Origin of the sequence: Hyphomicrobium sp., from assembly GCF_035687085.1 — a bacterium.
In the GTDB taxonomy this organism is placed as follows: Bacteria; Pseudomonadota; Alphaproteobacteria; order Rhizobiales; family Hyphomicrobiaceae; genus Hyphomicrobium_B.
Genome location: NZ_DASRYS010000006.1, coordinates 109,399 through 135,772, shown reverse-complemented (window position 1 = coordinate 135,772; position 26,374 = coordinate 109,399). Strand labels below are relative to the sequence as shown.

General features: G+C 62.2%; 29 protein-coding genes. 20 read left to right on the top strand and 9 right to left on the bottom strand.

Features of this window, described 5'->3' with window-relative positions:
- Positions 1 to 60: 60 nt before the first annotated feature.
- On the top strand, positions 61 to 813 hold the full coding sequence (gene nth, locus VFG26_RS05830; protein WP_325023183.1) for an endonuclease III: 753 nt from the start codon (positions 61 to 63) through the stop codon (positions 811 to 813).
- Positions 814 to 1,549: 736 nt separating this feature from the next.
- Here nth and hisF read toward each other — a convergent pair.
- The gene (hisF, locus tag VFG26_RS05825; RefSeq protein WP_325023181.1) at positions 1,550 to 2,326 is read right to left on the bottom strand and encodes an imidazole glycerol phosphate synthase subunit HisF; all 777 of its coding nucleotides are present in this window, start codon (positions 2,324 to 2,326) and stop codon (positions 1,550 to 1,552) included.
- A gap of 152 nt (positions 2,327 to 2,478) precedes the next feature.
- Between hisF and VFG26_RS05820 the strand changes: the two genes are divergently transcribed.
- Positions 2,479 to 2,790 carry a hypothetical protein gene (locus VFG26_RS05820; RefSeq protein WP_325023179.1) on the top strand — a complete coding sequence of 104 codons (312 nt, stop codon included), beginning with the start codon at positions 2,479 to 2,481 and terminating at the stop codon, positions 2,788 to 2,790.
- A gap of 3 nt (positions 2,791 to 2,793) precedes the next feature.
- On the opposite strand, the gene VFG26_RS05815 is transcribed toward VFG26_RS05820, so the two are convergent.
- From VFG26_RS05815 to hisA, 3 genes are read right to left on the bottom strand one after another with little or no spacing between them, the layout of a single operon-like run.
- Positions 2,794 to 4,407: a peptide chain release factor 3 gene (locus VFG26_RS05815; RefSeq protein ID WP_325023177.1), complete on the bottom strand. Its 1,614-nt coding sequence runs from the start codon at positions 4,405 to 4,407 to the stop codon at positions 2,794 to 2,796.
- A 14-nt stretch (positions 4,408 to 4,421) separates the two neighbouring features.
- A complete protein-coding gene (locus VFG26_RS05810; protein ID WP_325023175.1) occupies positions 4,422 to 4,646 on the bottom strand; it encodes a hypothetical protein in 225 nt (74 codons plus the stop codon).
- Positions 4,643 to 5,371: a 1-(5-phosphoribosyl)-5-[(5-phosphoribosylamino)methylideneamino]imidazole-4-carboxamide isomerase gene (gene hisA / locus VFG26_RS05805; RefSeq protein ID WP_325023173.1), complete on the bottom strand. Its 729-nt coding sequence runs from the start codon at positions 5,369 to 5,371 to the stop codon at positions 4,643 to 4,645. Before hisA ends, VFG26_RS05810 begins: the two co-directional genes overlap by 4 nt.
- 175 nt (positions 5,372 to 5,546) lie before the next feature.
- Here hisA and VFG26_RS05800 point away from each other — a divergent pair, with 175 nt between their 5' ends.
- The 4 genes from VFG26_RS05800 (at position 5,547) to VFG26_RS05785 (ending at position 8,118) form a co-directional block, all read left to right on the top strand.
- A complete protein-coding gene (locus VFG26_RS05800) occupies positions 5,547 to 5,855 on the top strand; it encodes a hypothetical protein (protein ID WP_325023171.1) in 309 nt (102 codons plus the stop codon).
- Positions 5,856 to 6,030: 175 nt separating this feature from the next.
- Positions 6,031 to 6,795: an outer membrane protein gene (locus VFG26_RS05795; protein WP_325023169.1), complete on the top strand. Its 765-nt coding sequence runs from the start codon at positions 6,031 to 6,033 to the stop codon at positions 6,793 to 6,795.
- A 283-nt stretch (positions 6,796 to 7,078) separates the two neighbouring features.
- The gene (locus tag VFG26_RS05790) at positions 7,079 to 7,447 is read left to right on the top strand and encodes a hypothetical protein (protein ID WP_325023167.1); all 369 of its coding nucleotides are present in this window, start codon (positions 7,079 to 7,081) and stop codon (positions 7,445 to 7,447) included.
- A 260-nt stretch (positions 7,448 to 7,707) separates the two neighbouring features.
- A complete protein-coding gene (locus VFG26_RS05785; protein WP_325023165.1) occupies positions 7,708 to 8,118 on the top strand; it encodes a hypothetical protein in 411 nt (136 codons plus the stop codon).
- Here the strand turns inward: VFG26_RS05785 and hisH are convergent.
- The 3 genes from hisH to hisB are packed head-to-tail and all read right to left on the bottom strand — an operon-like array spanning position 8,081 to position 9,917.
- Complete coding sequence (gene hisH, locus VFG26_RS05780) at positions 8,081 to 8,734, bottom strand: imidazole glycerol phosphate synthase subunit HisH (RefSeq protein WP_325023163.1); 654 nt, start codon at positions 8,732 to 8,734, stop codon at positions 8,081 to 8,083. The genes VFG26_RS05785 and hisH overlap by 38 nt on opposite strands.
- Positions 8,735 to 8,747: 13 nt before the next feature.
- Complete coding sequence (locus tag VFG26_RS05775; protein ID WP_325023161.1) at positions 8,748 to 9,239, bottom strand: DUF2628 domain-containing protein; 492 nt, start codon at positions 9,237 to 9,239, stop codon at positions 8,748 to 8,750.
- A 54-nt stretch (positions 9,240 to 9,293) separates the two neighbouring features.
- On the bottom strand, positions 9,294 to 9,917 hold the full coding sequence (hisB, locus tag VFG26_RS05770; protein ID WP_325023159.1) for an imidazoleglycerol-phosphate dehydratase HisB: 624 nt from the start codon (positions 9,915 to 9,917) through the stop codon (positions 9,294 to 9,296).
- A 203-nt stretch (positions 9,918 to 10,120) separates the two neighbouring features.
- On the opposite strand from hisB, the gene hslV reads away from it, so the two are divergent.
- The 6 genes from hslV (at position 10,121) to VFG26_RS05740 (ending at position 15,762) form a co-directional block, all read left to right on the top strand.
- On the top strand, positions 10,121 to 10,690 hold the full coding sequence (gene hslV / locus VFG26_RS05765) for an ATP-dependent protease subunit HslV (protein WP_325023158.1): 570 nt from the start codon (positions 10,121 to 10,123) through the stop codon (positions 10,688 to 10,690).
- Positions 10,691 to 10,754: 64 nt separating this feature from the next.
- The gene (locus tag VFG26_RS05760) at positions 10,755 to 11,837 is read left to right on the top strand and encodes a hypothetical protein (protein WP_325023156.1); all 1,083 of its coding nucleotides are present in this window, start codon (positions 10,755 to 10,757) and stop codon (positions 11,835 to 11,837) included.
- Complete coding sequence (hslU, locus tag VFG26_RS05755) at positions 11,834 to 13,138, top strand: ATP-dependent protease ATPase subunit HslU (RefSeq protein ID WP_325023154.1); 1,305 nt, start codon at positions 11,834 to 11,836, stop codon at positions 13,136 to 13,138. Before VFG26_RS05760 ends, hslU begins: the two co-directional genes overlap by 4 nt.
- A 135-nt stretch (positions 13,139 to 13,273) precedes the next feature.
- Complete coding sequence (rlmN, locus tag VFG26_RS05750; protein WP_325023152.1) at positions 13,274 to 14,467, top strand: 23S rRNA (adenine(2503)-C(2))-methyltransferase RlmN; 1,194 nt, start codon at positions 13,274 to 13,276, stop codon at positions 14,465 to 14,467.
- Positions 14,468 to 14,563: 96 nt separating this feature from the next.
- Positions 14,564 to 15,079: a hypothetical protein gene (locus VFG26_RS05745; RefSeq protein ID WP_325023150.1), complete on the top strand. Its 516-nt coding sequence runs from the start codon at positions 14,564 to 14,566 to the stop codon at positions 15,077 to 15,079.
- A 107-nt stretch (positions 15,080 to 15,186) separates the two neighbouring features.
- A complete protein-coding gene (locus tag VFG26_RS05740; RefSeq protein WP_325023148.1) occupies positions 15,187 to 15,762 on the top strand; it encodes a hypothetical protein in 576 nt (191 codons plus the stop codon).
- Between the two features lie 40 nt (positions 15,763 to 15,802).
- Here VFG26_RS05740 and VFG26_RS05735 read toward each other — a convergent pair whose 3' ends face one another.
- Positions 15,803 to 16,603, bottom strand: a complete 801-nt coding sequence (locus tag VFG26_RS05735) for a hypothetical protein (RefSeq protein WP_325023146.1) — start codon at positions 16,601 to 16,603, stop codon at positions 15,803 to 15,805.
- A gap of 209 nt (positions 16,604 to 16,812) precedes the next feature.
- Entirely contained in the window at positions 16,813 to 17,421 is a 609-nt protein-coding gene (locus VFG26_RS05730; protein ID WP_325023144.1) for a 2-hydroxychromene-2-carboxylate isomerase, read from the bottom strand.
- Between the two features lie 151 nt (positions 17,422 to 17,572).
- On the opposite strand from VFG26_RS05730, the gene VFG26_RS05725 reads away from it, so the two are divergent.
- From VFG26_RS05725 to VFG26_RS05690, 8 genes are all read left to right on the top strand, one after another.
- On the top strand, positions 17,573 to 18,802 hold the full coding sequence (locus VFG26_RS05725; protein ID WP_325023142.1) for an argininosuccinate synthase: 1,230 nt from the start codon (positions 17,573 to 17,575) through the stop codon (positions 18,800 to 18,802).
- A gap of 139 nt (positions 18,803 to 18,941) precedes the next feature.
- The gene (gene ybaL / locus VFG26_RS05720) at positions 18,942 to 20,609 is read left to right on the top strand and encodes a YbaL family putative K(+) efflux transporter (RefSeq protein WP_325023140.1); all 1,668 of its coding nucleotides are present in this window, start codon (positions 18,942 to 18,944) and stop codon (positions 20,607 to 20,609) included.
- 42 nt (positions 20,610 to 20,651) lie between these two features.
- Positions 20,652 to 20,870 carry a hypothetical protein gene (locus VFG26_RS05715; protein WP_325023138.1) on the top strand — a complete coding sequence of 73 codons (219 nt, stop codon included), beginning with the start codon at positions 20,652 to 20,654 and terminating at the stop codon, positions 20,868 to 20,870.
- 143 nt (positions 20,871 to 21,013) lie between these two features.
- A complete protein-coding gene (locus VFG26_RS05710) occupies positions 21,014 to 22,039 on the top strand; it encodes an agmatine deiminase family protein (protein ID WP_325023136.1) in 1,026 nt (341 codons plus the stop codon).
- Positions 22,040 to 22,900 carry an N-carbamoylputrescine amidase gene (aguB, locus tag VFG26_RS05705; RefSeq protein WP_325023134.1) on the top strand — a complete coding sequence of 287 codons (861 nt, stop codon included), beginning with the start codon at positions 22,040 to 22,042 and terminating at the stop codon, positions 22,898 to 22,900. It abuts the gene before it with no gap.
- Between the two features lie 63 nt (positions 22,901 to 22,963).
- Entirely contained in the window at positions 22,964 to 23,689 is a 726-nt protein-coding gene (locus VFG26_RS05700) for a site-2 protease family protein (RefSeq protein ID WP_325023132.1), read from the top strand.
- A gap of 265 nt (positions 23,690 to 23,954) precedes the next feature.
- Positions 23,955 to 25,793: a translational GTPase TypA gene (gene typA / locus VFG26_RS05695; RefSeq protein ID WP_325023130.1), complete on the top strand. Its 1,839-nt coding sequence runs from the start codon at positions 23,955 to 23,957 to the stop codon at positions 25,791 to 25,793.
- A gap of 97 nt (positions 25,794 to 25,890) precedes the next feature.
- Positions 25,891 to 26,148 (top strand): PepSY domain-containing protein, encoded by a 258-nt coding sequence (locus VFG26_RS05690; RefSeq protein WP_325023128.1) that lies wholly within the window; start codon positions 25,891 to 25,893, stop codon positions 26,146 to 26,148.
- Positions 26,149 to 26,374: the final 226 nt, after the last annotated feature.

The window sequence follows — 26,374 nt, the reverse complement described above, 5'->3', positions numbered from 1 at the left end:
CTGGGGACCTCGCGTAAATGTCTTTTCAAGGCCGCTGCGCATCAAAGAACCGGAGCTCTGATGGCCAAAGGGCCTTTGAACATAGTCACCCCAAAGATCGGCAGTTCCGTTTCAAAAGGCAAGACGGGAAAGCCGGGACCCATCGCCACCAGCAAAACCCGCAAGGCCCGGCTGCTGAACGAAGCGCAAATCGCGGAGGTTTTCCGCCGCTTCAAAGAGGCAAACCCTGAGCCTAAGGGCGAACTGGAGCACATCAACCCGTTCACGCTCCTGGTCGCGGTGGTGCTGTCAGCGCAGGCCACCGACGCCGGTGTAAACAAGGCGACGCGCCCGCTCTTTCAAGTGGTCGATACGCCAGAGAAAATGCTGGCGCTCGGCGAAGAAAAGCTGCGCGATTACATCAAGACGATCGGCCTTTACCGCGCCAAAGCGAAGAACGTCATTGGCCTATCGCAGCGCCTCGTCGATGATTTCGGCGGACAGGTCCCCGCCGACCGCGACGCGCTGGAATCCTTGCCCGGCGTCGGCCGTAAGACCGCGAATGTCGTGATGAACATGGCATTCGAGCAACCGACGATGGCGGTCGATACGCACGTCTTCCGCGTCGCCAATCGCGTCGGCCTCTCGCACGGCGCGAACCCGCTTGCCGTCGAAGAAGATCTGCTGCGCGTCGTGCCTGCGGAATACGCGATGCACGCGCATCATTGGCTGATTTTGCACGGGCGCTACGTCTGCAAGGCCCGCAAGCCTGAATGCTGGCGCTGCCTCATCAACGACATCTGCCTCTATCCGGACAAAACCCCGGCACCTTGAGCAGCGGTGGCGATACTAAGCCACGGTTGTCATCCTCGGGCTTGTCCCGAGGATCCATTGAGCAGCATGCTCCGGCGCCTTTGGAACGATGGATCCTCGGCATGAAGCCGAGGATGACACGGACGTGACGGGTGCTGTGACCGCCCGCACCCGACGTCATCCCGGCGAAGGCCGGGATCCACGACAAGCTTCAACAGCTGCGGTGGATATGCGCGCTCTGAGCGCGCCGCTACCCTCTTCTCCCCTCCCCCTCGCGGGGAGGGGTCGGGGGTGGGGGGCTTCAAAGCTTGAGCCCCACGTTCTCAATCGACACTGCCGAGGGCGAGCGAGACAAGCGGCGTCCATGCACCTGGCATTCACCCCACCCCTAACCCCTCCCCGTCAAGGGGAGGGGAATCCAAGCGGATAAGCCACTGCCCTAGTTGGTCGGCTCCGGCTACGCTGCACCCACAGTTGAGGGCTTGTCCCGGGGATCCCTCGTTCGACGTCGCCTTTGCACGTTCTGGGTCCCAGCTCTCCGCTGCGCTCCGGCCGGGATGACAAGGGTTGTGTCGGCAGAGACGAAGCCCACAGCTGTCATCCCGGGCGAGCCCACTTGCGAGACCCGGGACCCATTGCTCGGATAACTCAACGATCCCGGTAACGCGGCTCTTTGAGAACCCCAAATGTCATCCTCGGGCTCGTCCCGAGGATCCATCGAGCATCGCGCTCCGACGGCGTTTATGATTGCTGCCCCTTACGTATCGAGCCGCATGGCGAGGCCGGCTTTCGCCATGAAATCCTTCGCCTCGGGGATCGAATAGGTGCCGAAGTGGAAGATCGAAGCGGCAAGCACCGCGCTCGCGTGCCCCTTCTCGACGCCATCAACGAGATGCTGCAGCGTGCCAACACCGCCCGACGCGATAACCGGGATCGACACCGCGTCCGCTATGGCCCGCGTCAGCTCCACATCGAAGCCGGCCTTCGTGCCGTCGCGGTCCATTGACGTAAGCAGGATCTCGCCCGCTCCCAAGTCCGCCACCTCCCGCGCATAGGCAATGGCATCCAGCCCCGTCGGCTTGCGCCCGCCGTGCGTGAAGATCTCCCAGCGCGGCGGCTCGCCCTCGCCCGATACCTTCTTCGCATCGATCGCAACGACGATGCACTGCGCGCCGAACTTCTCGCTCGCCTCCTTGACGAAGGCGCGATTGGTGACGGCTGCCGTATTGATCGAAACCTTGTCGGCGCCGGCTTCGAGCAGCCGGCGAATGTCATCCACCGTCCGCACGCCGCCGCCGACTGTCAACGGCATGAAGCACCGGTTGGCGGTCCGCTCTACCACATCGAAGATGGTATCGCGGTTCTCGTGGCTCGCCGTGATGTCGAGAAAGCAAAGCTCGTCCGCGCCGGCCGCGTCATAGGCAGCTGCGGCTTCGACCGGATCCCCGGCATCGATAAGATCGACGAAGTTGACGCCCTTGACGACGCGCCCGTCTTTGACATCAAGGCAGGGAATGATGCGGATTTTCAGCATATTTGCAAAGTCAGCTTTCTGCGGTGAGGCTTGGCAAGTATCACGGGCCTCAAGATAACGTCGAGACTTTTAGCCGGCCATGGAACTTTCCCACGACCAGCTGCGTTGGAACGTTTCGCTTAATTTCCGGCACGCTTCCAAGGAACGGCTTTATGGTCGAAGAATTTGCTCCCAAGAACCTGCGCGCCCGCCTCGACGCGGTGCAGGATCGCATCGCTCAGGCGAGACATCAGCTGGAAGCGCATGGCATCGTCGGCGACCAAGCCGATGCGCTCACGAATTTCATCGACCAGCACGACGCGATCCGCGGCTCCCTCGACACCGAAGGCACCGTGACCGAGCTTCAGCACAGCAAGGCGTCAGCGCAAACCGACGCCCTGGAAAAGGCGCTGACCGACTGGCTCGCAACCGTCGAGAAGAGCTTCGCTGATCCCCAGCGCAAGCCCAACGTCACCATTCCCTAAGCCTTAGGTGCCCCGCTCCCGCAGCGCGGCAAATTTGATGTCGGGGAATTTCTCGGTTTTGTACTTCAGCATCCAGGCGCTTTCCGCGAGGAACACGAGCGCCCCGTCGCGGTCGGTCGCAAGCTCGCCGCGGTGCCCGTCAACGAACTTCTGCAGCTTTGCAGGATCGTCCGACGATACCCAGCGCGCCAGCTCATAAGGCGGCTGTTCCAGCGTCACCGGCACGCCGTACTCGGCCGCCACGCGCGACTGCAGAACCTCGAACTGCAGCTGCCCGACGACGCCCAGGATCTGCCGGCCGCCGGCGATCGGCGTGAACACCTGCACGATGCCTTCCTCGGCAAGGTCGTCGAGCGCCCGATTGAGCTGCTTCGCCTTCATCGCATCCTGAATGACGACGCGGCGCAAAAGCTCCGGCGCGAAGTTCGGGATGCCCGTGAACTTCAGGGCTTCCTTCTCCGACAGCGTATCGCCGACGCGCAGCGTGCCGTGGTTGGGCACGCCGATGATGTCACCGGCCCAGGCTTCGTCCGCCGTCTCGCGGCCCTGGCCGAAGAAGAACGTCGGCGAGGACACCGTCATCGCCTTGTTCTCGCGTACGTGGATGAGCTTCATCCCGCGCTTGAACCGGCCGGAGCAGAGCCGCACGAACGCCATGCGGTCACGATGGTTCGGGTCCATGTTCGCCTGCACCTTGAAGACGAAGCCCGTCACTTGGTCTTCGCCGGGTTCAACGACCCGCTGTGTCGCGGCTCTCGGCAACGGACCCGGCGCCCACAGCGCCAGCGCATCGAGCAACTGCTCGACGCCGAAATTCTTGAGCGCGCTCCCGAAGAAGACGGGCGACAGATGCCCCTCGCGGAAGGCGGCGAGATCGAACTGCGGCAGCGCGCCTTGCGCCAGCTCCACGCCCTCGATCGTCCGTTCCGCAATGCGCTCGTCGATACCCTCGACACGGCGCAAGTCTTCAAAGGTATCGAGCGGCTGTGAGCGGCCGTACTGCGCACCACGCTCCGCGCTCTCCGGCAGCAGGAGCTTATTGCCCATGAGATCGAGAACACCGCGGAAATCCGAGCCCATGCCGACGGGCCAGCCCATCGGCACAAGATCGAGCGCCAAGTCGGACGCAATCAGATCGAGCAGCGTCAGCGGGTCTTCCGCCTCGCGGTCGATCTTATTGATGAACGTCACGATCGGAATGTCGCGCAGGCGGCAGACTTCAAAAAGCTTGCGCGTCTGGCTCTCGATGCCCTTGGCCGCGTCCATCACCATGACGGCCGCGTCCACGGCCGAAAGCGTGCGGTAGGTATCTTCGCTGAAGTCGGAGTGGCCCGGCGTATCGAGCAGATTGTAGACGATGCCGTTGCGCTCGAACGTCATGACCGAGGAGGTCACCGAGATGCCGCGCTGCTGCTCGATCTGCATCCAGTCCGAACGCGTGCGGCGCCGCTCACCGCGCGCCTTGACGGCGCCGGCCATCTGGATCGCTCCGCCGAACAGCAGCAGCTTTTCCGTCAGCGTCGTTTTACCGGCGTCGGGATGCGAAATGATCGCAAACGTGCGCCGCCGCGCAATCTCGGGCGGCAGCTCGGTTTCGGCGAGCGTGGATTGGTCCATCAAATTCAAAAGTATCAGGCCTCGACCAGCGCAACCTGGCTCGGCTCGAGCCAGATCTGGTGATATTCGGCGGGTTTCCCAAAAACTTCGCCCACGTGCAGCTCGACCAGGCCGTCGTCGAACTTGACGATCGGGAAGGTCTTGCCGACGCAGCCGCGGAAAAGCGTTGTGAGCTGCTTGTTGTCCTTCGGCAGGTCGGCGGGCACTCTCAGCACGCGGACCTTGTCACCAATGTTCATGCCGTCTCCAGAAGTTCGAGCGCCTCTTTGGGGTTGATCCGCCCATCATATAGGGCACGCCCCGTAATCGCGCCTTCGAGCATGCGATATTCCGGTTTGATGAGCTCCCGCACGTCGGCAATCGAGGCGAGACCGCCCGACGCAATCACCGGAATGCGCGTCGCGTTCGCCAAGGCCGCAGTTGCCGGCAGATTGAGGCCCTTCAGGACCCCGTCGCGCTCGATGTCGGTATAGATGATCGCGGCGACGCCCGCATCCTCGAACCGCTGCGCCAGATCGGCAGCCGTGAGCTCCGACGTTTCCGCCCAGCCTTCGACGGCCACTTTGCCGCCCTTGGCGTCAATCCCGACGGCAACTTTCCCCGGAAAGCGCTTCGCGGCTTCCCGCACGAGGGCCGGATCGCGAACCGCAATGGTGCCCAGAATGACGCGGGCAATGCCCTTGTCGAGCCAAGCCTCGATGGTCGCGAGATCCCGGATGCCACCGCCGAGTTGCGCCGGGATGGTGATCGCCTTCAAAATCGCTTCCACCGCCGCGCCGTTGACGGGCTTGCCCGCGAACGCGCCGTTCAAATCGACGATGTGCAGATATTTGAAGCCCTGGCTCTCGAAGCTGGCCGCCTGCGCCGCCGGATCGTCGTTGAACACGGTCGCGGCGTCCATCTCGCCGAGCTTCAGCCGGACGCACTGGCCGTCCTTGAGGTCGATTGCAGGAAAAAGGATCAACGGGTCTCGCTTGCCTCCGCGACGCCCGAATGTGCGTACGCGGCCATCAGATTGCTATCTTGGGTTTCTAATTTTTCAGTGCGATCAATCGCGGATCGCGTCCGGCGTCAAGCATCAGCTTTCGCACATTGCGGCAGGCTTGGCGAAGCCCGGTCCCAATGCGAAGATAATGAACATGGCCACCGTGTTCCTCAACGAGCCCCCGCCGCCTGTCGCCCGCCGTCCTCTGACCGAGAACGACGCCGTCGACATTTGGATCGCGCGCTGGCTGAGGATTAGGCCCGTGGACCTGCAGCGCCGCTACGCCTGCGACCCGCGGCGGCTTTATGAGATTTGGGAGGAAAGCCGCTTTCCCGGCAGCCGCAAGAAGGCCCTCGAAGAGTTCCAGCGCCGCTTTCCAGGCCTCGAACCGCGCTTCGATCCGGGTCCTCACCGCAGGGTTTCGGCTCAGCCCAACCCGGACCAGCTGAGCCTGTTCTCTTGAACTTGTGAACGCAGGGCGCAAGCGGTTGCATGTAAGACACACGCTGACTACAACCAATTTGTGAATACCATTCATAAATAGCACCGCATACGGAGCATCGTTACCCTCCCGCGCAGTTTCGTAGCGTTGAGTGGGGTAAGTTATGTTGCGTGAATTAGTTGGTGCAGCGGCATGCATGTCCGCGTTTGCTCTAAGCATTCAAACAGGCTCTGCCGACGAATACCGCGGCAGCTTGAAAGACGGCCCAGCGATCATCGAGGGCTACAACTGGTCCGGCTTGTATGTCGGCGCGAACGTTGGTTTCAGCGAAAGCAGAACCGACGTTGATCTTTCGCATTCGACCGGCGCAATCTTTTACAATGACCCGTTCGTCCCGTCGGCCGGACACCTCGGCTCCGACGACAGCGTCGTCGGCGGCGTTGAAGTGGGCTTCAACCACCAGTTCAATAGTATCGTCGTCGGCGTCGCGGCCGATGTCTCCTGGACCGATACGGAGAATGAAGGGACCTTCACGACACCGCTCGGCTCGCAGTGGAATATCAAATCGAGTCCGGACATTTTCGGAACAGTGCGCGGCAAGGCCGGCGTTCTCGTCCGCCCGGACTTGCTCATTTATGCGACGGGCGGTCTGGCCTGGGGGCAATTCGACGTGAAGCAAGCAACGACGTTCGTCGAGGGCTCTGGATGCTCTGTCGACTGCGAAGGCAGCCGCACCTCGGGGAATTTCAATCATCTCGGTTTCGTAGTAGGCGGCGGCCTGGAATGGGCTTTGACCCAACATTGGTCGCTCAAGGCAGAGTACCTCTTCCTCGACTTCGGCAGCGAGGACTACCAACTCCAGGGGACCACGAAACCCGGAGGCAATGTGCCTTACGTCGAGACCTTCTCGGCCGACCAGCAGATGCACATCGGCCGTGCCGGCATCAATTACCGGTTCTGACGATTACCAGCGGAAGTTCTGAAAAGGGCCGGCACCGTCGTTGCCGGCCTTTTGCCTGCCCGACCACGATTCATCGGTTCAAAATCCGCTAATTACGGCGCTTAAAAGCAGGTTGCGCGGGCAACCACGTTAAGCACTTCAGCAGAACATTTTCGGAACAAACCCTGGACAAAGCCCGTGAGTCGTGGCATGTTCTGTCTATGTTCACTGGCGCCCCAAAACAGGCGCCTCACCGGGTCAGTGTAGCGTGTTAGACCCTCCCCGAAACGACAGGAGAGCCCCCATGCGCACCTATCTCATCTCTTATGATCTCGCTCACCCGACCCGCAACCAGCATGTTCTTGCGCAGCTCATCATGGGCCTCGGCGATAAGTGGGCGCGCCCTCTCTCAAACACCTGGTACGTGACGTCCGATCGCGAGGAGTTCGAACTCGAGAGCGAGCTGCGCGAGCTCCTCACCGAAGAGGACGGTCTGCTCATCCAGGCGACGAAGCGTGACGCGGTGCTGACGAATACGTCGCTGCGTTGGTTTCGCCAGCGTCGTCCGGGCCTAGACTTGGCACCCGATGGCAACGTCATCGCCTTCCCGCTTCCGGCAATCGCCGCACCCGAGCCGATGGAGCCTGAGCTGCCGTTCGCTCAAGCGGTTTGATTTGAAGCTGTGTCGCCGAAAGCGGCACGAACAAAACACTTCCGGTCTTTGGGCGGGGCGGGCCTTCTCCCCCTCGCCGTTCAAAAACGGGGTTCGCTCCGTCCAAAGCCCGATGCAGGAAGCCCGGGGATCATGCGCGAACAGCCCCCTAGCAGCTCATGATCTCCGGCTCCCTTTGAAACGACCGCATTTATCACCATCTGTAGCCTAGTTGCGTTCCTGCGTTTCCGTTTGAGCCCCCCGCACCGGAATGCTTCGCCATGAAAACTTTCCTGCTCCACCACACGCCGAAAGCCGCCAACCAGGACACCTGGACGGTGACATTCTCGCTCCCCTACATCGCAACGGAATACGCCCCCGCCGGCAACGGCGTCTGGTACGTGCGGACATGGCTCGGCGCCGAGCAGATCAAGCGCCGCCTCGCCATTCTCTTCGATCATCCCGACGAACTGAACGTGCATGAGTTGGGCCGCGCCGACCGCGCCGCGACGGGCCGCCTCAACTGGCTGCAGGGCCGTCTCGAAGACGATGACGAGCAGGACGGCTCCTGGCACATGCCCCGCAGCGTGCTCTCGACGCTGAACTCCGCACTCGAGCTTCTGGCCGGCGCCGCAGCATCAGCCAAGGATGCCGTTACGGCTTCCAGCCGAGGAAGTTCGCAATCAGCTTGAGGCCGAGCTTCTGGCTCTTCTCGGGATGGAATTGCGTGCCGGCGATGTTGCCGTCGGCGACGAGCGCTGTGATCGGCCCGCCGTAGTCCGTCTCGGCGACGACGACGCGGCGCTCTTTCGGCGCCATCGCGAAGGAATGCACGAAATAGGCGTGCCAGCCATCGGGCCCCGTCGGCACGCCATCGAGCAGCGCGTGCGGGGTCAAAACGTTGAGCGTGTTCCAGCCCATGTGCGGGATCTTGAGCGCCGGATCCTTAGGTTTGATCGCCCGCACCTCGCCCTTGATCCACCCGAGCCCTGGCGTTTCGGTGAATTCGAGCCCCCGTTCGCTCAAGAGCTGCATGCCGACGCAGATGCCGAGAAACGGCCGTCCCTTTTGCCGGACGGCCTCTTCCAGCGCCGGGATGAGCCCCGGAACGCGTTCGAGACCTGCCTTGCAGTCGCCATAGGCTCCGACGCCCGGCAGCACGATACGATCGGCGGCCAGAACGTCCTCCGGACGCGGGCTGACGATGATTTTCGACGGATTTGAGCTGTCGCGAGCTGCGCTCTCGAAAGCTTTGGCGGCCGAGTGAAGATTTCCCGACCCGTAATCGATGATGACGACGTTCTGCATCAGGGCTTTGGCCTCAAGCCCCCGCGCCGAACGGCCAGAAGCGCGCACCGCTCGCGCCACCAGCCGGCTTGTTCGAACCCGCGGGCAAATCGCTTTGAATGACCGGCTGGTCCGGCAGCCAGCTCTCGAAGAACCGCCGCTCGCATTCGGCATAGGTCCGGCCGTTGACGACGCCGAGCATCTGATAGCCCTTCTGCGCCAGCATCCAGCGCTTCAGCGTCGAGACTTCAAACGCCAGATAGATGTCGATGAAGAAGACGATGAGGCTGATCCAGCCCGGCTCAACCTTCATCGCGGCGAGCACATAGCTGAGAAGGCCCACGCCCGCGAAATAGGCGAGCGCCATGAGCCATAGCCCGTTCACGATGAACCCGAGAGGCGGAAAAATCGCCGTCAGCCAGGAAAAACCGTCCTTGACGAACACGAGCTCGACTGCGCGATCGACGCGGTCAGCGTCGGCTTCAGGGGGTTCGTGCACGGTATAGGTCGCCACGGAACTCGACACTCCTTGATCCTTCAAACGTTTGCCGGCGCTCACTCCAACGCGCGCGCCGCGGCTTCAGCCCTGCAACATGCCCTTCGTCGACGGGATGCGCCCCGCCTGCCGCGGATCGACGGCAATAGCGGCCCGAAGCGCCCGCGCCAAACCCTTATAGCAGGTCTCGGCTATATGGTGATTGTTCTCGCCGTACAGGTTTTCGACGTGCAGCGTGATGCCGGCGTTCTGGGCAAAGGCCTGGAACCACTCACGGAAAAGCTCGGTGTCCATTTCGCCGATCTTCGGCCGTGTGAACTCCGCCTTCCAGATGAGGAACGGCCGCCCAGAGACGTCGAGCGCCACGCGCGTCAGCGTTTCATCCATCGGTAGATGCACATCGGCATAGCGAACGATCCCGGCCTTGTCGCCCAGCGCCTGCGCAATGGCCTGCCCGATGACAATGCCCGTGTCTTCGGCCGTGTGGTGGAAATCGATGTGAAGGTCACCCTTGGCCCGCAGCGTGATGTCGATCAGCGAATGCCGGGCGAGTTGCTCCAGCATGTGATCGAGAAAGCCGATGCCGGTCGAGATGTCGTAGGCGCCCGACCCGTCGAGATTGACGGTTGCAGAGATCTCCGTCTCTTTCGTCTTGCGTGTAATCGAGGCCTGTCTTTGCTTCACGTGAATCTCTCCGGCGCCCGCCATGTCGTTAACCCACTCTATCCTGGCGGCCGGCTCTCCGAAGGAGAGTCGCCAGGATCAATTCAACAAAGACTCTTTCCCGAAACCTGCGAGAGCGTTTATCAGCTTGTTGCCCGCCCGGCCAAGGCCGGCACTGAGGCCCCGTGGCCGCAGGCGACCGGCTTCCCTTGCATCCTGCCTGCAAAAGCTTAACTGACGCGGTACAAATGACCCAACAGAGCCAAAATGCTGGCGATTCCTCGTGGCACGCCACCACAATTCTTACCGTTCGCAAGGGCGGCCGGGTTGTAGTTGCCGGTGATGGCCAAGTCAGCCTCGGCCAGACGATCATCAAATCCAACGCCCGTAAGGTCCGCCGCCTGGGCAAGGGCGACGTGATCGGCGGCTTTGCCGGCGCCACCGCCGACGCCTTCACCCTTTTCGAACGCCTCGAAGCCAAGCTCGAGATGTATCCGGGCCAGCTGACCCGCGCCGCCGTTGAACTGGCGAAAGATTGGCGCACCGACCGCTACCTGCGCCGCCTCGAGGCCATGATGATCGTAGCGGACGCCACGACCACGCTGGTCCTGACCGGCACGGGCGATGTTCTGGAGCCCGAAAATTCGCTGGCGGGCATTGGCTCGGGCGGAAATTATGCGCTGGCCGCCGCCCGCGCGCTGCTCGACCAGCCGCTCGACGCCGAGGAGATCGCCCGGAAAGCGATGACCATTGCCGCCGAGATCTGCGTCTATACGAACAGGAACATCGTCGTCGAAGCCCTCGACGCCGCAAGCTAACGGTAGGCCCTAGGGCTTGAACGCCGCGACGCTGACCAACAGCCAACAGCCGGACCACCGACAGATGCCAAGCGCATTATCACCTGAAGACCTGAAGGCTGCCGTCGAAGCCGGCGTCATCGACGCGGCGCAGGCCGAAAAGCTCGCAGCCATGCGGAAAGGCTCAGGCGCGGTCGGCCCGGACGGAGAAGCCGCGTTCGCCGACGAAGAGCGCTTCCGCTTCTTGAACGGCTTCAACGACGTCTTCCTGACGATCGGCGTGCTGCTCGTCGCGGGCGCATTCCTGATCGCGAGTTCGACGGCCAGCACCTTCGGCATGAGCTGGATCGGGACCCTCGCGCTGGCCGCAGCCACGTTCTGGATCCTGAGCGAGATCCTGGTCGCGCGGAGGCGCGCCGTTCTGCCGGGAATGGTGCTCTCGGTTCTGTTCGTCGCCTTCGCGGCGGCGGCCTTCGTCGTGCAGATGCATTGGACGAACTTCACGTCCGCCAACTGGAACGTCGATTCCGAATTCGCATTCTGGCGTAACCCCTCGCTGACGTTCGGAGCGCCCGCCCTCGTCGCAGCGATCATCTATTATGTACGTTTTAAGCTGCCGTTCGCGGTCGCTCTCATCGCCTTCTTCGGCTACGCCGTCGTCAGCAAAGGCATCCTGCAGACGACTGGCGTCGACTCGTCGCTCGTCGCCTTCCTTTACGGCCTCGCCGTGCTCGCCGTAGCGCTTGCCTATGATGCCCGCGACACGAAACGCGTAACGCGCCTGTCCGATTGCGCCTTCTGGCTGCAGCTGGTGGCGGCGCCGCTCATCGTATCGCCGGTCATCCGTTTCATCGAAGGCACGACCATGGGCGGCGCGACCTCCGCCATCATCCTGGCGACAGTGTTCGTCCTTGCTATCTTCGCGCTCGCCATCGACCGGCGCGCGCTGCTCGTCTCTTCCCTCATCTACTTTACGGTCGCCGTCTTCGATCTCTTGAACAGCGGTATGCCTCTGATTGGAGGCTCGTCCTCGTTCGTCCTGACGCTCGCCGTCGTCGGCGCTTTCGTGCTGTTCCTGGGCGCCCTCTGGCACCCGATCAGAAACCGCATGCTGCCGTACCTGCTGAAAACTCCACTGGCTCCTTACCTTCCCGAACCGAGACAATGACGAATTTTTCACCCCGCGAAATCGTATCCGAACTCGACCGCTATATCGTCGGCCAGGCCGACGCCAAGCGCGCCGTCGCCATTGCGCTCCGCAACCGCTGGCGCCGCCAGCAGCTGACGGGCGAGTTGCGCGATGAGGTGCTCCCCAAGAACATCCTGATGATCGGGCCAACCGGCGTCGGTAAAACCGAAATCTCGCGGCGCTTGGCAAAGCTTGCCGGAGCACCTTTCCTGAAGGTCGAGGCAACGAAATTCACCGAGGTGGGCTACGTCGGACGCGACGTCGACAGCATCATCCGCGACCTCGTCGAAGTCGGCATTGCCCTCGTCAAGGAAACGAAGCGCCAATCGGTCCGCGCCAAAGCCGAGAAAGCCGCCGAAGAGCGCGTGCTCGACGCGCTGGTGGGCTCCGGCGCCTCGCTCGCAACGCGCGACAGCTTCCGCAAGCGCCTGCGCAACAACGAGCTGAACGACAAGGAAATCGACATCCTCGTCGCCGATACGTCCTCACCCATTCCCTCGTTCGACATGCCGGGCGGCACTATGGCGACGATCAATATCGGCGAAATGCTGGGCAAGGCGCTCGGCCAGCGCACGAAGCCGCGCCGCGTCACCGTCAAGGACAGCTTCGATATTCTGATCGCGGAAGAAAGCGACAAACTGATCGACGCCGATCAGATTGCGAGCGAAGCCATCCAGGCAGTCGAAAACAACGGCATCGTCTTCCTCGACGAGATCGACAAGATTTCCTCGCGCGCGGACGCTGCGCGCGGCGGCGCCGACGTCTCCCGCGAAGGCGTGCAGCGGGATCTGCTGCCACTGATCGAAGGCACGACGGTTGCCACGAAGCATGGCCCAGTGAAGACGGACCACGTCCTCTTCATCGCCTCAGGCGCGTTCCACGTGTCGAAGCCCTCCGACCTGCTTCCCGAACTGCAGGGCCGCCTTCCGATCCGCGTCGAACTCAACGCTCTGACGCGCGAAGACATGAAGCGCATTCTGACCGAACCGCAGGTGAGCCTCATCCGCCAGTCGGTTGCGCTGCTTGAGACCGAAGGCGTCACGCTCGACTTCAGGCCGGATGCCATCGACGCCATTGCGGATGCCGCCGTCGAAGTGAATTCGACCGTCGAAAACATCGGCGCCCGCCGCCTCCAGACAGTGCTCGAACGCGTGCTGGATGACGTGTCGTTCGAGGCGTCCGACCGCGGCGCGCAGACCGTCGTCATCGACGGCCCCTACGTGACCGAACGCGTCGGCTCGCTCTCGAAGAACGCCGACCTCAGCCGTTTTATTTTGTGATTAACCGCGCATGGCGGCGGGCTCGCGGAACGCGAGTCGCCATGCGCCGATCAAAACCAGCGAAAATGTGCCGCTAGGCACTTTTCGCGAAGCCCTGTAAAAGGGCCCTTTCCGAACTGAAAGCATGTTTTTGTCATGACCGCCGCGCCGTTAATTAAGATTACCGCCGAAGAACCCTCAGCGAAGCTCTCGCTCGCGGGGCTGACGCGTGACCGGTTGAAGACGGCGCTGGCAGCGGCGGGCGTTCCCGAAAAGCAGCTCCGCATGCGCGTCGGCCAGCTCTGGAGCTGGATCTACGTGCGCGGCGTGACGCGCTTTGAAGACATGACGGACGTGTCGAAGGATTTGCGCCGCCAGCTCCAAGAGCTCTACACGCTCGACCGCCCCGAGATCGTTTCCGAGCAGATCTCGGTCGACGGCACGCGCAAATGGCTGTTGCGGCTCCCGAAGCGCGGCCACGAAGCCCGCGCGCCCGAGATCGAAACCGTCTACATCCCCGAAAGCGACCGCGGCACGCTGTGCATCTCGAGCCAGATCGGCTGCACGCTGAATTGCTCGTTCTGCCATACGGGCACGCAGAAGCTCGTGCGCAATCTCGAAACGGAAGAGATCGTCGCTCAGATCATGCTGGCGCGCGATCGCATCGGCGACTGGCCGGGTGCCAAAGGCCCGGACGACGGCCGCCTCATTCCGCAGAGCGAGCGCAAGATAACGAACGTCGTGCTGATGGGCATGGGCGAGCCGCTCTACAATTTCGACAACGTCAAAGCGGCCATGGAGATCGCCTCCGACGGCGAAGGCCTGTCGCTGTCGAAGCGGCGCATCACGCTTTCGACGTCGGGCGTCGTGCCCGAAATACCGCGTTGGGGCGAAGAAGCCGACACCATGCTCGCCATCTCGCTGCACGCGACGAACGACCCGCTGCGCGACGAGCTGGTGCCGCTCAACCGCAAGTATCCGATCGCCGAGCTGATGGAAGCCTGCCGCAATTATCCGGGCCTCTCCAACGCGCGCCGCATCACGTTCGAATACGTCATGCTGAAGGGCGTCAACGACAGCCTCGCCGAAGCCCGCGCCCTGGTCCGCCTGCTGTCGGGAATCCCGGCCAAAATCAATCTCATCCCGTTCAATCCGTGGCCGAATACCCGCTACGAGTGCTCCGATTGGGAGACGATCGAACGCTTTGCCGACGTCGTAAATCGCGCCGGCTACGCGAGCCCCGTTCGCACACCCCGTGGCCGCGATATTCTGGCCGCCTGCGGGCAGTTGAGGTCTGAAAGCCTGAAGCTTTCCGCCAGCGAGCGAAAGGCCCTGTCCGAAGCCGGCTGACGCGCGCTAGCTGGCACGCTCCCGTTATTCGTATTTGAGAACTGCCCGCCGGCGAATATAGTCAGCGCAATGCGCAACGCCGGGGCGGGGGGCATCGTGCTCAAATTTTTCAGCACACTGATACGCGTGATGTTCGGATTTGCGCTCGCGTGCTTGGCTGCGGGCCTCGTCACTGTGCTCTTCGTCACCACGCCCGCCGAAGTGCTGACGGAGCCCTTCGACCGGCTGCCGAAAACCGTCGGCGATACCTTCGACCTCGCACTGCTCGCCGCGACGCATCTGGCGATTTTTTCAAGCCTTTTCGTCGTGATCGTCGCTCTGCTGAGCGAAGTTTTCTCGATCCGCTCGCCAGCATTTTATCTGTTCGCAGGAATTGCCATCGCCATGCTGGGCTTCACCGCTCAGTACGCGAGCGAGGTGGCAGGCCAGCCAACCATCCTCAACAATTACGCCATCAAAGCCTTTCTCACGATCGGCTTCTTCGGCGGCTTCTTCTATTGGCTTGCCGCCGGTCAGTTTGCAGGCCGCCCAGACGATCGCAGCGAAGCGATTGCGGCGCCAAAGCCGATCACCTCCACGGCTGCGGTCTCCAAAGGAGAGCCCACGGATTAACGACGACCTCGCGAAGTGTTGATTAACCAAATCTGAGGCAGAAGTGCTTCAGCGTTGCTGCGATGCAGCATCCCTGCTAGGGTCCGCTGAGCTGAAGGGATAGATCCTTGTTCGATTGCGCCCTGCATTTCCGCTTCCTGCAAAAAGCAACCGAAGCGATGTTCGAGATGGGCCAGGCCTCTGTCGCGGCCGCGTTGGCCTGCCAGAAGCGTCTCATCAGCGAAATGGCTCCCGAAGATCGCAGCACGCCTGAAACGACCTGGCCCGCCTGGTTCGGCAATTGGACGCCGGTCGCTCAAGCGCCCACGGCCGTGCAGTCGGATATGATGCAGGCCTGGATGTCGATGGCCAGCGCCTCGCTCGCCTGCTGGCCGGGCGCTCAGCAATCGATCATCGCCTCCCGCGTTTTTCCTGGCGGCGCTCCGTTCTGGCCCGCCTCGATCCCCGCTGCCTGGGGCACGACGCCATGGGCGCTCTATCAGGGCCCGATGATGGCGATGATGCTGTCCTACGGCATCCCGTATGCGGTGGCCGCACCGGCGGCGCGCGCCAGCACCTCGGCGATGGATGCCGCCGACGCAGCCTGCACGCAGTGGCGGCTGGTATTCGGAAATCCGGAAGGCCAAAAGGCGCTCGACCGCCACTTCGCGGCACAATCGCCCTGGTCGGCCTATCTGCACTGAAAACGACGCTCGGCCCGTTCGTGGGACAGCCCGCTCGCTGCTATTGCGCCGCGGGCTCTGATCCCGCCGACGCGTCCCCATCCTGTCCCGTGATGACGGGCGGAGCGGGGGCTTCTTCGGGCTTGGGCTTAGCAGCCTTCTTCGCCACCGCAGCTTTCTTCACAGGTTTAGTTGTATCGGTCGTCGCCGCAGGTGCCACTTCAGCAGGCGGCGTCGCCGCCGCGCCGTTCGTGGCCCATGGCAGAACTTCCGGCGCCGCTGACTTCGCATCGTGAGCAGCAGCAGCCTTGGCTTTGGCCTTCCCCCGCTCTTCTTCCTTTTTCAGCATCGCAAGGGACCGGCAGCGAGCCTTCGTCGGCTTACCGGCGTCGTTGGTGCCGGCAGCGACCCAGATACACTGGGTGTTCCCGGCACAGGCGTTTTCATCGAGATTGAGACACGGCGAAGCCGTCTTCTTCGGCTTCTGCGCAGGCTTAGCAGGTGCAGCAGGGGCTTCGGCAGCCGTGTGGCCGGGCGAAACGTCCGCCGGCGCCTCTGCAGCCTTCTTATTCGGCTGGGCCAGGGGAGCAGCGGCAGGCGGCGGTGACGCCACATCGCTGCTGTCGGCGGACTGTTGCAGCGGTTCCGCGGGCGAATAGGAGGGAAGCGCAGCGGAATGGGCCGGTTGCGCCTCCGGCTGAGGAGCCGCCTGAGCCTGCGGAGCGGCGGCTTCGGCTTGCGCCGACGGATCATCGGGAGGGATCGTGACCGTGATTTCTTCAGCAGCGAGCGGCAGCGCCAACGCGGCGGCAAGCACACCCAACCACACCAGTTTCCCGACGACGCGATTAGACCCGATCACGGCCGCTCTCCCCCGATGAGATATGTTCCCGCGCTTTTATCAGCTCACGTTGATCGGAAACATCGCAAACACCCGTCGAATGCCTTTTTTGTGTTCATGAGTCTGATGCATTGCGAAAGGCGTTAACACGGGGCATTTGCGCAACAGACGCTGGTGTCCAAGCCCTCTCTAGTGCGCGTGCGGACCAGAGCCTAAAGCTTTGAATCCCATTAGTTCGGCGCCCTTTTTCTCGCCCAGTCCAAAGCTTGTTCCAGCCGGTCGTCGCCCCAAAAGACTTCGCCATCTGGCGTGGTGAAGCTTGGTGCACCGAAGATACCCAGCGCAGCGGCTTCCTCCGTGTTGGCGCGCAGTTCAGCCTTGACTGCAGCGTCCACGCTGAGCAGGCGAACCTCGTCCGCATCGAGACCGGCGGTCGTCAGACAATCCGTCAACACGTCGTCATCAGCAATATCCAAGCCTTTGCCGAAATGAGCGGCGTATACGGCACGGCTGAACGCTGCGTCGGCGCCCTGGCTCCGCGCAGCAATCGTGAGCCGCGCCGCCTTGAGGCCATTCGTTGGAAACTTCGGCGGCATCTGGAAAGGAATTCCCCGCGCAGACGCCATCCGCGAGATATCGCGGATCATGTAGCGCCCCTTCGCCGGATAAATGTTGAAGGGTGAAGTCTCCCAGCCTTGCGCCCGGAAGATTGGCCCGAGCAGGAACGGCTTCCACTCGACGGCAACATCCGCGCTTGCCGCCGCCTCGTCGATGCGCATCGCGCTGAGGTAGGAATAGGTGGAGGCGAACTCGTACCAAAAAACGACAGTTGGCTTCATTGCTGTTCCTCGCTGTCTTGCCACCCTCTCACGGGCCAGAGCGGATTGCGACATCTCGTGATATGGCCCCGACTGGACTTGCAGGCAGCGCCGCCGACCCTATAGTGCCGCGCGATTTCCCGCCCATCCAAATTCGAAAGCCAGATCACTCATGAGCGCCGCGCCCAAATCCGTGAAAAAGGTCGTTCTCGCCTATTCCGGCGGATTGGACACTTCGATCATCCTGAAATGGTTGCAGGAGACCTACGGCGCCGAGGTGGTGACGTTTACCGCGGATCTCGGTCAAGGCGAAGAGCTGGAGCCCGCGCGCAAGAAAGCTCTGATGCTCGGCATCAAGGAAGAAAACATCTTCATCGAAGACCTGCGCGAAGAATTCGTCCGAGACTTCGTCTTCCCGATGTTCCGCGCCAACACGGTCTATGAGGGCGTCTACATGCTCGGCACGTCGATCGCCCGCCCGCTGATCGCGAAAAAGCAGATCGAGATCGCCCGCAAGGTCGGCGCCGACGCCGTCTGCCACGGCGCCACCGGCAAGGGCAACGATCAGGTCCGGTTTGAACTCGGCTATTACGCGCTGGAACCCGGCATCAAGATTATCGCACCCTGGCGCGAATGGACCTTCAAAGGCCGCGAAGACCTGCTCGACTTCGCCCGCCGCAACCAGATCCCCGTCGCCAAGGACAAGGAGGGTGAATCGCCCTTCTCGGTCGACGCCAACCTTCTGCACTCCTCCTCTGAAGGCAAAGTGCTCGAAGACCCGGCCAAGAAGCCGCCGGAGGTCGTCTATCAGCGCACCATTTCGCCGATGAGCGCACCCGACAAGGTGACGACGATCAAAATCGGCTTCGAAAAGGGCGACCCCGTCTCCATCGACGGCAAGAAGCTGTCGCCCGCGACGCTTTTGAAGACGCTGAACGATCTCGGCCGCGACAACGGCATCGGCCGCATCGATCTCGTCGAGAACCGCTTCGTCGGCATGAAATCGCGCGGTGTCTACGAGACGCCGGGCGGCACGATTTTGCTCGCCGCCCACCGCGCCATCGAAAGCCTGACGCTCGATCGCGGTGCAGCCCACCTCAAAGACGAGATCATGCCGCGCTACGCCGAGCTCATCTACAACGGCTTCTGGTTCTCGCCCGAGCGCGAGATGCTGCAGGCGCTGATCGACAAGAGCCAGGAGAACGTCGAAGGCGAAGTCACGCTCGAACTCTACAAGGGCAACGTCATCGTCGTCGGCCGCGAGAGCGCTAAATCGCTCTATTCCCCAACACTCGTGACGTTCGAAGACGACAAGGGCGCCTACGACCAGAAGGACGCGCAGGGCTTCATCAAGCTCAATGCTCTGCGGCTGCGCACGCTGGGCCAGCGCGACAAATCCTAAGACGCGTGCCAAGGGCAGGCACTGCCCAACCAACGCGCGATCATCTGGGCCGCCGGAAGGCGCCCAGATTTGACCAAGGTTGAAATTACGCCGCTCGTAGTGAAGAGTGTTGCTTCCCTCCCGTCCGGAAGCAGCATAGATGCCCCACGATACGCCTCTTATCGCAACGATTGTCGTCGGCCTGAGCCTAGCCTTTGTCTTTGGCGCTATAGCCCAGCGGCTCCGTGCATCTCCGCTCGTCGGCTACCTTCTTGCAGGCGTCGCAATCGGCCCGCAAACACCGGGTTTTGTTGCAGATCAATCGATCGCCACCGAACTCGCCGAGGTCGGCATCATCCTGCTGATGTTCGGCGTCGGGCTGCATTTCTCGATGAAGGACCTCTGGTCGGTCCGCAAGATCGCTATTCCGGGCGCGGTCGTCCAAATCTTCGTCGCAACACTGCTCGGCGTCGGGCTGTCCTTTTACCTTGGCTGGCAGCCGGGTGCCGGCATCGTCATGGGCCTCGCACTCTCGGTCGCCAGTACAGTCGTGCTGCTGCGGGCAATGCAGGCGCGGCGGCTTCTCAATACCGAGCATGGCCGCATCGCCGTCGGCTGGCTGATCGTCGAAGACATCGTCATGGTGCTGACGCTGGTGCTGTTGCCGGCGCTGCTGCCGCTGTTCGGCGTTACGACGACAGACGAAACGGCCAATAAAGCCGACAACTTCGATCTGATGAAGACCTTCGCGATCACCCTTCTGCAGATCGCTGCCTTCGTGACGATCATGCTGGTGGCGGGACGCCGCATCATCCCGTGGGTTTTGCATTACGCGGCTCATACGGGCTCGCGCGAACTGTTCCGCCTGGCGGTGCTCGCAATCGCGCTTGGAACCGCCTTCGGAGCAGCCAAGCTCTTTGGCGTATCGTTCGCACTCGGCGCCTTCTTCGCCGGCATGATCCTGAGTGAATCGACGCTCAGCCAGCAGGCAGCCTCAGAAACGCTGCCGCTGCGCGATGCCTTTGCCGTGCTGTTCTTCATATCCGTCGGCATGTTGTTCGATCCGGTCATTCTGCTGCGCGATCCGCTTGCCGTGATCGCCACGCTGGTGATCATCATCGTCGGCAAATCCGCAGCCGCCTACGGCATCGTTCGCGCGTTTGGATATTCTTCCAAGACTGCGCTGACGATTTCCGTGAGCCTCGCTCAGATCGGCGAGTTCTCGTTCATTCTTGCCGGCCTCGGCGTGACGCTTGGCGTGCTGCCCGAGCTCGGCCGCGAGCTTGTCCTCGGCGGCGCCATCGGCTCGATCATGCTGAACCCAGTGCTGTTCTTTGCCCTCGACCGCTACAAGGAGAAGCTTGCCAAGCGCGAAGAGGCGAAAGCGGCGGAGCCCCTGCCAGAGCCGCCGGATGAAATCGAAAAGACCGAGCTGAAGAACCACGTCGTCCTGATCGGCTATGGTCGCGTTGGCCGGCCGATCGGCGAAATGCTCAAACAGCGCGGCTTGCCGATGTACGTCATCGACGAGGACGATGAGATCGTGAACAAGCTCAGGGCGGAAAAAATCGAAGCCGTCTCAGGCAATGCCATCGAGCTTCTGAAATACTCCAATCTGCCGGAAGCACGCTGCCTGCTCGTCGCCATACCCGACAGCTTCGAAGCGGGACAGATCGTAGCTCAGGCGCGTGCGGCAAACCCCCTGCTGCCGATCATCGTCCGCGGCCATTCCGACGCGGAAGTGGCGCATCAGAAGGCCTGCGGCGCCAACGTCGTCATTCAAGGATCTCAGGAAATCGCCGATGCGATGGCCGCTCGCGTCCAGTGACGGCAAGGCAGTTTTGAGCCGGATGAAACGGAGAATGAGATCATGATCGTCATCAACCGGAACGGCGAGACGGTTGTCCTCACCGGCTGGCGCGAATGGGTCGTCAAGATCGTGGTTTTCATGGCGGCCGTCCTTCTGTTCGGCGTCATGGCCTTCCTTTTCCTCGGACTGGCCGTCACGATCGGCGCCATCGCCCTCATCGTCATCCCTGCGGCAATCGTTGTCGGCCTCTTCGCGACCGTCTTCGGCAAACGCGTTTAACCTTAGGCTTCACCGCCAGCTCGCCTGAGGCCAATATTCGCCCCGGCGCATGTCCGGCCTTGACGGCGGGGGCTCGATCTCCGACATCGCGTGCTCGGATAATGAAATGCTTTTCCTAAAGCAGAACGGCGAGGACCTTGAGAATGAAGCTTGCGGCGGACGCGACGGCGGTGGTGACGCCCGCCGAATGGGCGCCTCAGAAAGCGATTTGGACCGCATGGCCGGCCGATCCCGACGAATGGGGCGGCGACCTCGAGACGCCGCGCCGCGACGTGGCCGCTCTCATCCGCGCCCTCAGCATCGCCGGCAACAAGGTCCGCCTGCTCGTCAACGGCGAGGAAGCCAGAAACTCGGCGCTCGCAGCGCTCGGCGACGCCGCCGAAGTCATTCCTGGCAAGTACGGCGACATCTGGCTGCGCGATACGGGTCCGATCTTTGCCCGCATCGGCGAAGACACCGTCGCCCTGCGCTTCAAGACGAACAGCTGGGGCGGCAAGTACGACCTGCCCGATGATGCGACCGTTGGCGACGACGTTGCCGAGCTTGCGAAAACCGCCATCCGGCGTTTCGATTTCGTCCTGGAAGGCGGCGCCGTCGATCACGATGGGGAAGGCACGATCCTGACCACGCGTCAGACCCTGCTCAATCCGAACCGCAATGGCTGGACCAAGGAACAAGCCGAGACGGCGCTCGCACAGGCGTTCGGCGCGAAGAAGGTCATCTGGATCGATGAAGGCCTGAAGAACGACCACACCGACGGCCACGTCGACAACATCGCGCGCTTCGTCGCGCCGGGCCGCGTCGTCTGCCAGGCGCCGGCCGGCCCGGACGATCCGAATGCCGGGACGCTGAACGCCATCGCGGCGAGCCTGGAAAACGCGACCGACGCGCAGGGCCGCAAGCTCGAAGTCGTGCGCATTCCGGGCGTCGGCCTTTACCGCAATGCTCTTGGCGAAATCTCGCCCGCATCCCATATGAATTTCATCATCGCCAATGGTGTCGTGGTTGTGCCCATTTACGGCACCGCGACCGAGGCCGATGCGCTGCAGGCATTGCAGGCCGTCTTCCCCACCCGCGCCGTCGTCGGCGTTTCGTCCCGTGGCCTTCTCGGCTGCGGCACGGCGGGCGGCGGATCGTTTCATTGCATCACACAACAGGAGCCCCTGTAGATGGCGCGACGCTCGATCACGGTCGGCAGCATTCAAACGTCCTACGGCCACGATATCAAAACCAATATCGAAAAGACCGAGGCGTTCGTACGCGAAGCCGCGGATCGTGGTGCTGAAGTCATCCTGCCTTCGGAGCTTTTCGAGGGCATTTACTTCTGCACGCGTCAGGAGCCGAAGTGGTTTCAGAACGCCCGCCCCGTCAACGAGCATCCGGCCGTACTGGCGCTGCGCGATTTGGCGAAGTCGCTGAAGGTCGTGATCCCGATCTCCTTCTTCGAGAAGGATGGGCCGCGCTATTACAACAGCATTGCCATTGCCGATGCCGACGGCGAGATCCTGGGCGTCTACCGCAAGAGCCATATCCCCGATGGCCCGGGCTATCAGGAAAAGTACTATTTCCGCCCCGGCGATACGGGTTTCAAAACCTGGAACACGAAGGCCGGAAAGATCGGCGTCGGCATCTGCTGGGACCAGTGGTATCCGGAAAGCGCCCGCGCCATGGTGCTCCAGGGCGCAGAAATCCTGTTCTACCCGACCGCCATCGGCTCGGAACCCTATGATCCTTCGCTCGACACGCACCTGCAGTGGCAGCGCGCGATGCAAGGTCATGCGGTCTCGAATTCCGTGCCCATCGTTGCCGCCAATCGCATCGGCGAAGAAAACAACGACGGCGTGAAGCAGAAGTACTACGGCCACTCATTCATCGCCGACCACCGCGGCGAACTCGTCGAAAAGTTCGGCGCCGAAGACGAAGGCGTGCTCATTCACACGTTCGATCTCGACCTCGTCGAGACCTACCGCGCGGAATGGGGCTTCTTCCGCGATCGCCGTACGGATCTTTACGCCAAGACCATCGTCTGAGCGGAGCTGGTACGGCCGCACGTCCAAGGACCTTCAGGGCTCGGCGTTTTGAGAGGCTGACGCATGAACTTCCTCGCCGATACGCCGAGACTGGAGCTGCTCCGCATCGCCGGCATCCCGGTGGAGGTGGACATCACGTTTGCGCTTGTGCCGATCTTTCTCTTCGGCGTGCTTCAGCAGTCGCTGGTTGGCTTCTCGGTGCTCGTCGCGGGTGTCTTCCTTTCCATCCTGCTGCAGCACGAGTTCGGCCACGCGCTTTTCGCCCGGCTCTTTGGCGTACCCGTGGGCGAAATCCTCGTCGGCGGATTCTACGGCTACGCGCAGATGCTGGCGCCCCCACCTTCGAAGCTCGCCAACATCATCATCCTGTTTGCCGGACCGCTGACCAACGGCCTCATTTTCCTTTTGTGCTGGAACGCGCTCGGCCAGCCGGACATCGGCCTCACCGGCCGCTTTGGCGAAATCGACCCCGCAGCCTGGCTCGACAGCCGCTGGAAACTGCACGCCGTGCTGACGCTCGGCACGATCAACCTCGCGATGTTGATCTTCAACCTGCTCCCGGCCTTTCCGCTCGATGGGGGCCGGATCTATCGCGACATCCTGGGCGCGTTTCTCTCCGACAAAGTCGCCACGCAAACGGTCGCACTGCTCGGCGTCATCGTCGGGTCGTGGAGCGCATTCATCGGCTTCCGTATCGATCTAGTGCTGCTTTTGATCGGCGCCCAGATCGCGATCATCAACTGGTCGATCCTGAAAGGCCCTAGGCCCGACGAAATGGTCAGCAGCTGATATTCAGACGCTGGCCCCGGGTTGGCTGCGACGGGTTGGATATGCCCCTCAGCGCGGCGCTGAGCCTTGAGATGCGGCACCAGATGCGGCACCACCGAACAAATTTCATGCCAAATGGCGATCATGTCGCCTTTAATACTGATACGCCGCACCCCAGATTTCTCGAAGCCGCCTAGCCCACCGGTGCGTCCCCGTGCTAGGTGCGAGCGAATATTGCGCTGCAGTGGCACAGCCCGCGGCGCTTCTCCATAACTTCAGGTTTAAAATGGCCCTTCGCAATATCGCGATCATCGCGCACGTTGACCATGGCAAGACGACACTCGTCGACGAGCTTTTGAAGCAGTCCGGCTCCTTCCGGGAAAACCAGAAGGTCGCCGAACGCGCGATGGATTCCAACGACATCGAACGCGAGCGTGGCATCACCATTCTGGCGAAATGCACCAGCGTCGAGTGGAAGGGCACCCACATCAACATCGTGGACACGCCAGGCCACGCCGATTTCGGCGGCGAGGTCGAACGCATCCTCAACATGGTCGATGGCGTCATCGTGCTCGTCGACGCTTCCGAAGGCCCGCTGCCGCAGACGAAGTTCGTCGTTTCCAAAGCCCTGAAGCGCGGCCTCCGGCCGATCGTCGCGATCAACAAGATCGACCGCCCGGACGAACGCCACCAGGACGTGCTGAACGAGGTGTTCGATCTCTTCGCCAACCTCGACGCCACCGACGAGCAGCTCGATTTCCCCGTGCTTTACGGCTCCGGCCGCTCGGGCTGGATGGCGCGCGACCCGGCCGGACCCCAGGAAAACCTGGCGCCGATGTTCGACCTCATCCTCGAGCACGTGCCGCCGCCCGCTGTCGATGACGGCCCGTTCCGTATGCTGGCGACGACGCTCGACGCCGACCCATTCCTCGGCCGGATTCTCACGGGCCGCGTCACCTCTGGCATCGTCAAGCCGAACCAGCAGCTGAAAGCGCTTGATCGCGAAGGCAAGGCTCTCGAAAACTTCCGCGTCCAGAAGGTTCTGGCGTTCCACGGCCTTGAGCGCACGCCGGTTGAATCGGCAGGCGCAGGCGACATCATCGCGCTCGCCGGCATGAGCCTCGCCAACGTTGCCGACACGCTCTGCGATCCGGCCGTCAACGAACCGCTGCCCGCGCAGCCCGTCGATCCGCCGACGCTGTCGATGACGTTCCGCATCAACGATGGCCCGTTTGCCGGCCAGGAAGGTGACAAGGTTCAAAGCCGCGTCATCCGCGACCGCCTGCTGAAAGAAGCCGAGCGCAATATCGCCATCCGCATCGAGCAGAGCGAAGACAACGACAGTTTCATCGTCTCGGGCCGCGGCGAACTTCAGCTTGCGATCCTGATCGAGAACATGCGCCGCGAAGGCTTCGAGCTCACGGTCTCGCGCCCGAAGGTCGTCTTTGAGACCGATCCCGAGACCAACCAGCGCCTCGAGCCGATCGAGGAAGTCATTGTCGACGTCGACGACAACTATACGGGCGTCGTGGTGCAGAAGCTTGCCGAGCGCAAAGGCGATCTCCTGGAGATGAAGCCGTCCGGCGGTGGACGCACGCGCATGGTGTTCCACGTACCGACGCGTGGCCTGCTCGGCTATCAGTCGGAGCTGCTCTCCGACACGCGCGGCACCGGCATCATGAACAAGCTCTTCCACGCCTATAAGCCGTACCGGGGCGAAATCGCCGGACGCCGCACCGGCGTGCTCATTTCCAACAGCCCCGGCGAAGCCGTCGCCTACGCGATCTTCAATCTGCAGGATCGCGGGCCCTTCATGATCAACCCGCAGGACCGCGTGTACGAGGGTATGATCGTGGGCGAGCACTCGCGTGAGAACGATCTCGAAGTCAACGTCGTCAAGGGCAAGAAGCTGACGAACGTCCGCGCCTCGGGCAAGGACGACGCCGTGCTGCTGACGCCGCCGATGCGCCTGACGCTCGAAAAGGCGATGAGCTACATCACCGACGAAGAACTGGTCGAGGTGACGCCGAAGTCGATCCGACTGCGCAAGCGCTGGCTCGATCCCAACGAGCGCAAGCGTCAGAGCCGCAAGAGTGAAGCAGAGCGCGCGAGCGGCGCCGCCTGAGTTCGGGAAAAATTCCCTAAAAAAGCGCCTGATTAAAAACCTTTAAATCAGGCGTCGGGATGATAGGCTCTCAAGCTTGAAACCGAAGGAGCCTTTCATGAAGCAACTCGTTTTGGCGGTTTGCGCCGCCTGCGCATTGTCCGTTCCAGCATTTGCTGACACCCCCCTCAGCGCCGACGAAACCAAACAAGCAACCGCTGCGGCGGCTGCCTGGGGTTGCGAGGGCGGCAAATGGGAAAAGGAAACGGAAGGCACGGGCGTCTACGAACTCGACGATGCCAAGTGCAAGGACGGCAGGGCTTACGATCTGAAGTTCGACAAGGACTTCAAGCTGCTCAACATGAGCGCTGACTGATCTCCGAACACCTCTGATTATAATCCGGGCGGACTCTTTTAGAGTTCCGCCCGTTTTCTTGTCTCGCGTGGCTCCGGATGTATGCTCGCGCCGGGTACGGAGAAATACAGTCGCGATGTGACTTCCGGGGCGGACTTTGATATGACCGCTTGAAGCCAATTCGGCACCCAAGGGATAGGCCGATCCACCTGACAATGCCTTCTTCCATCGCCATATTCTTCGAGAC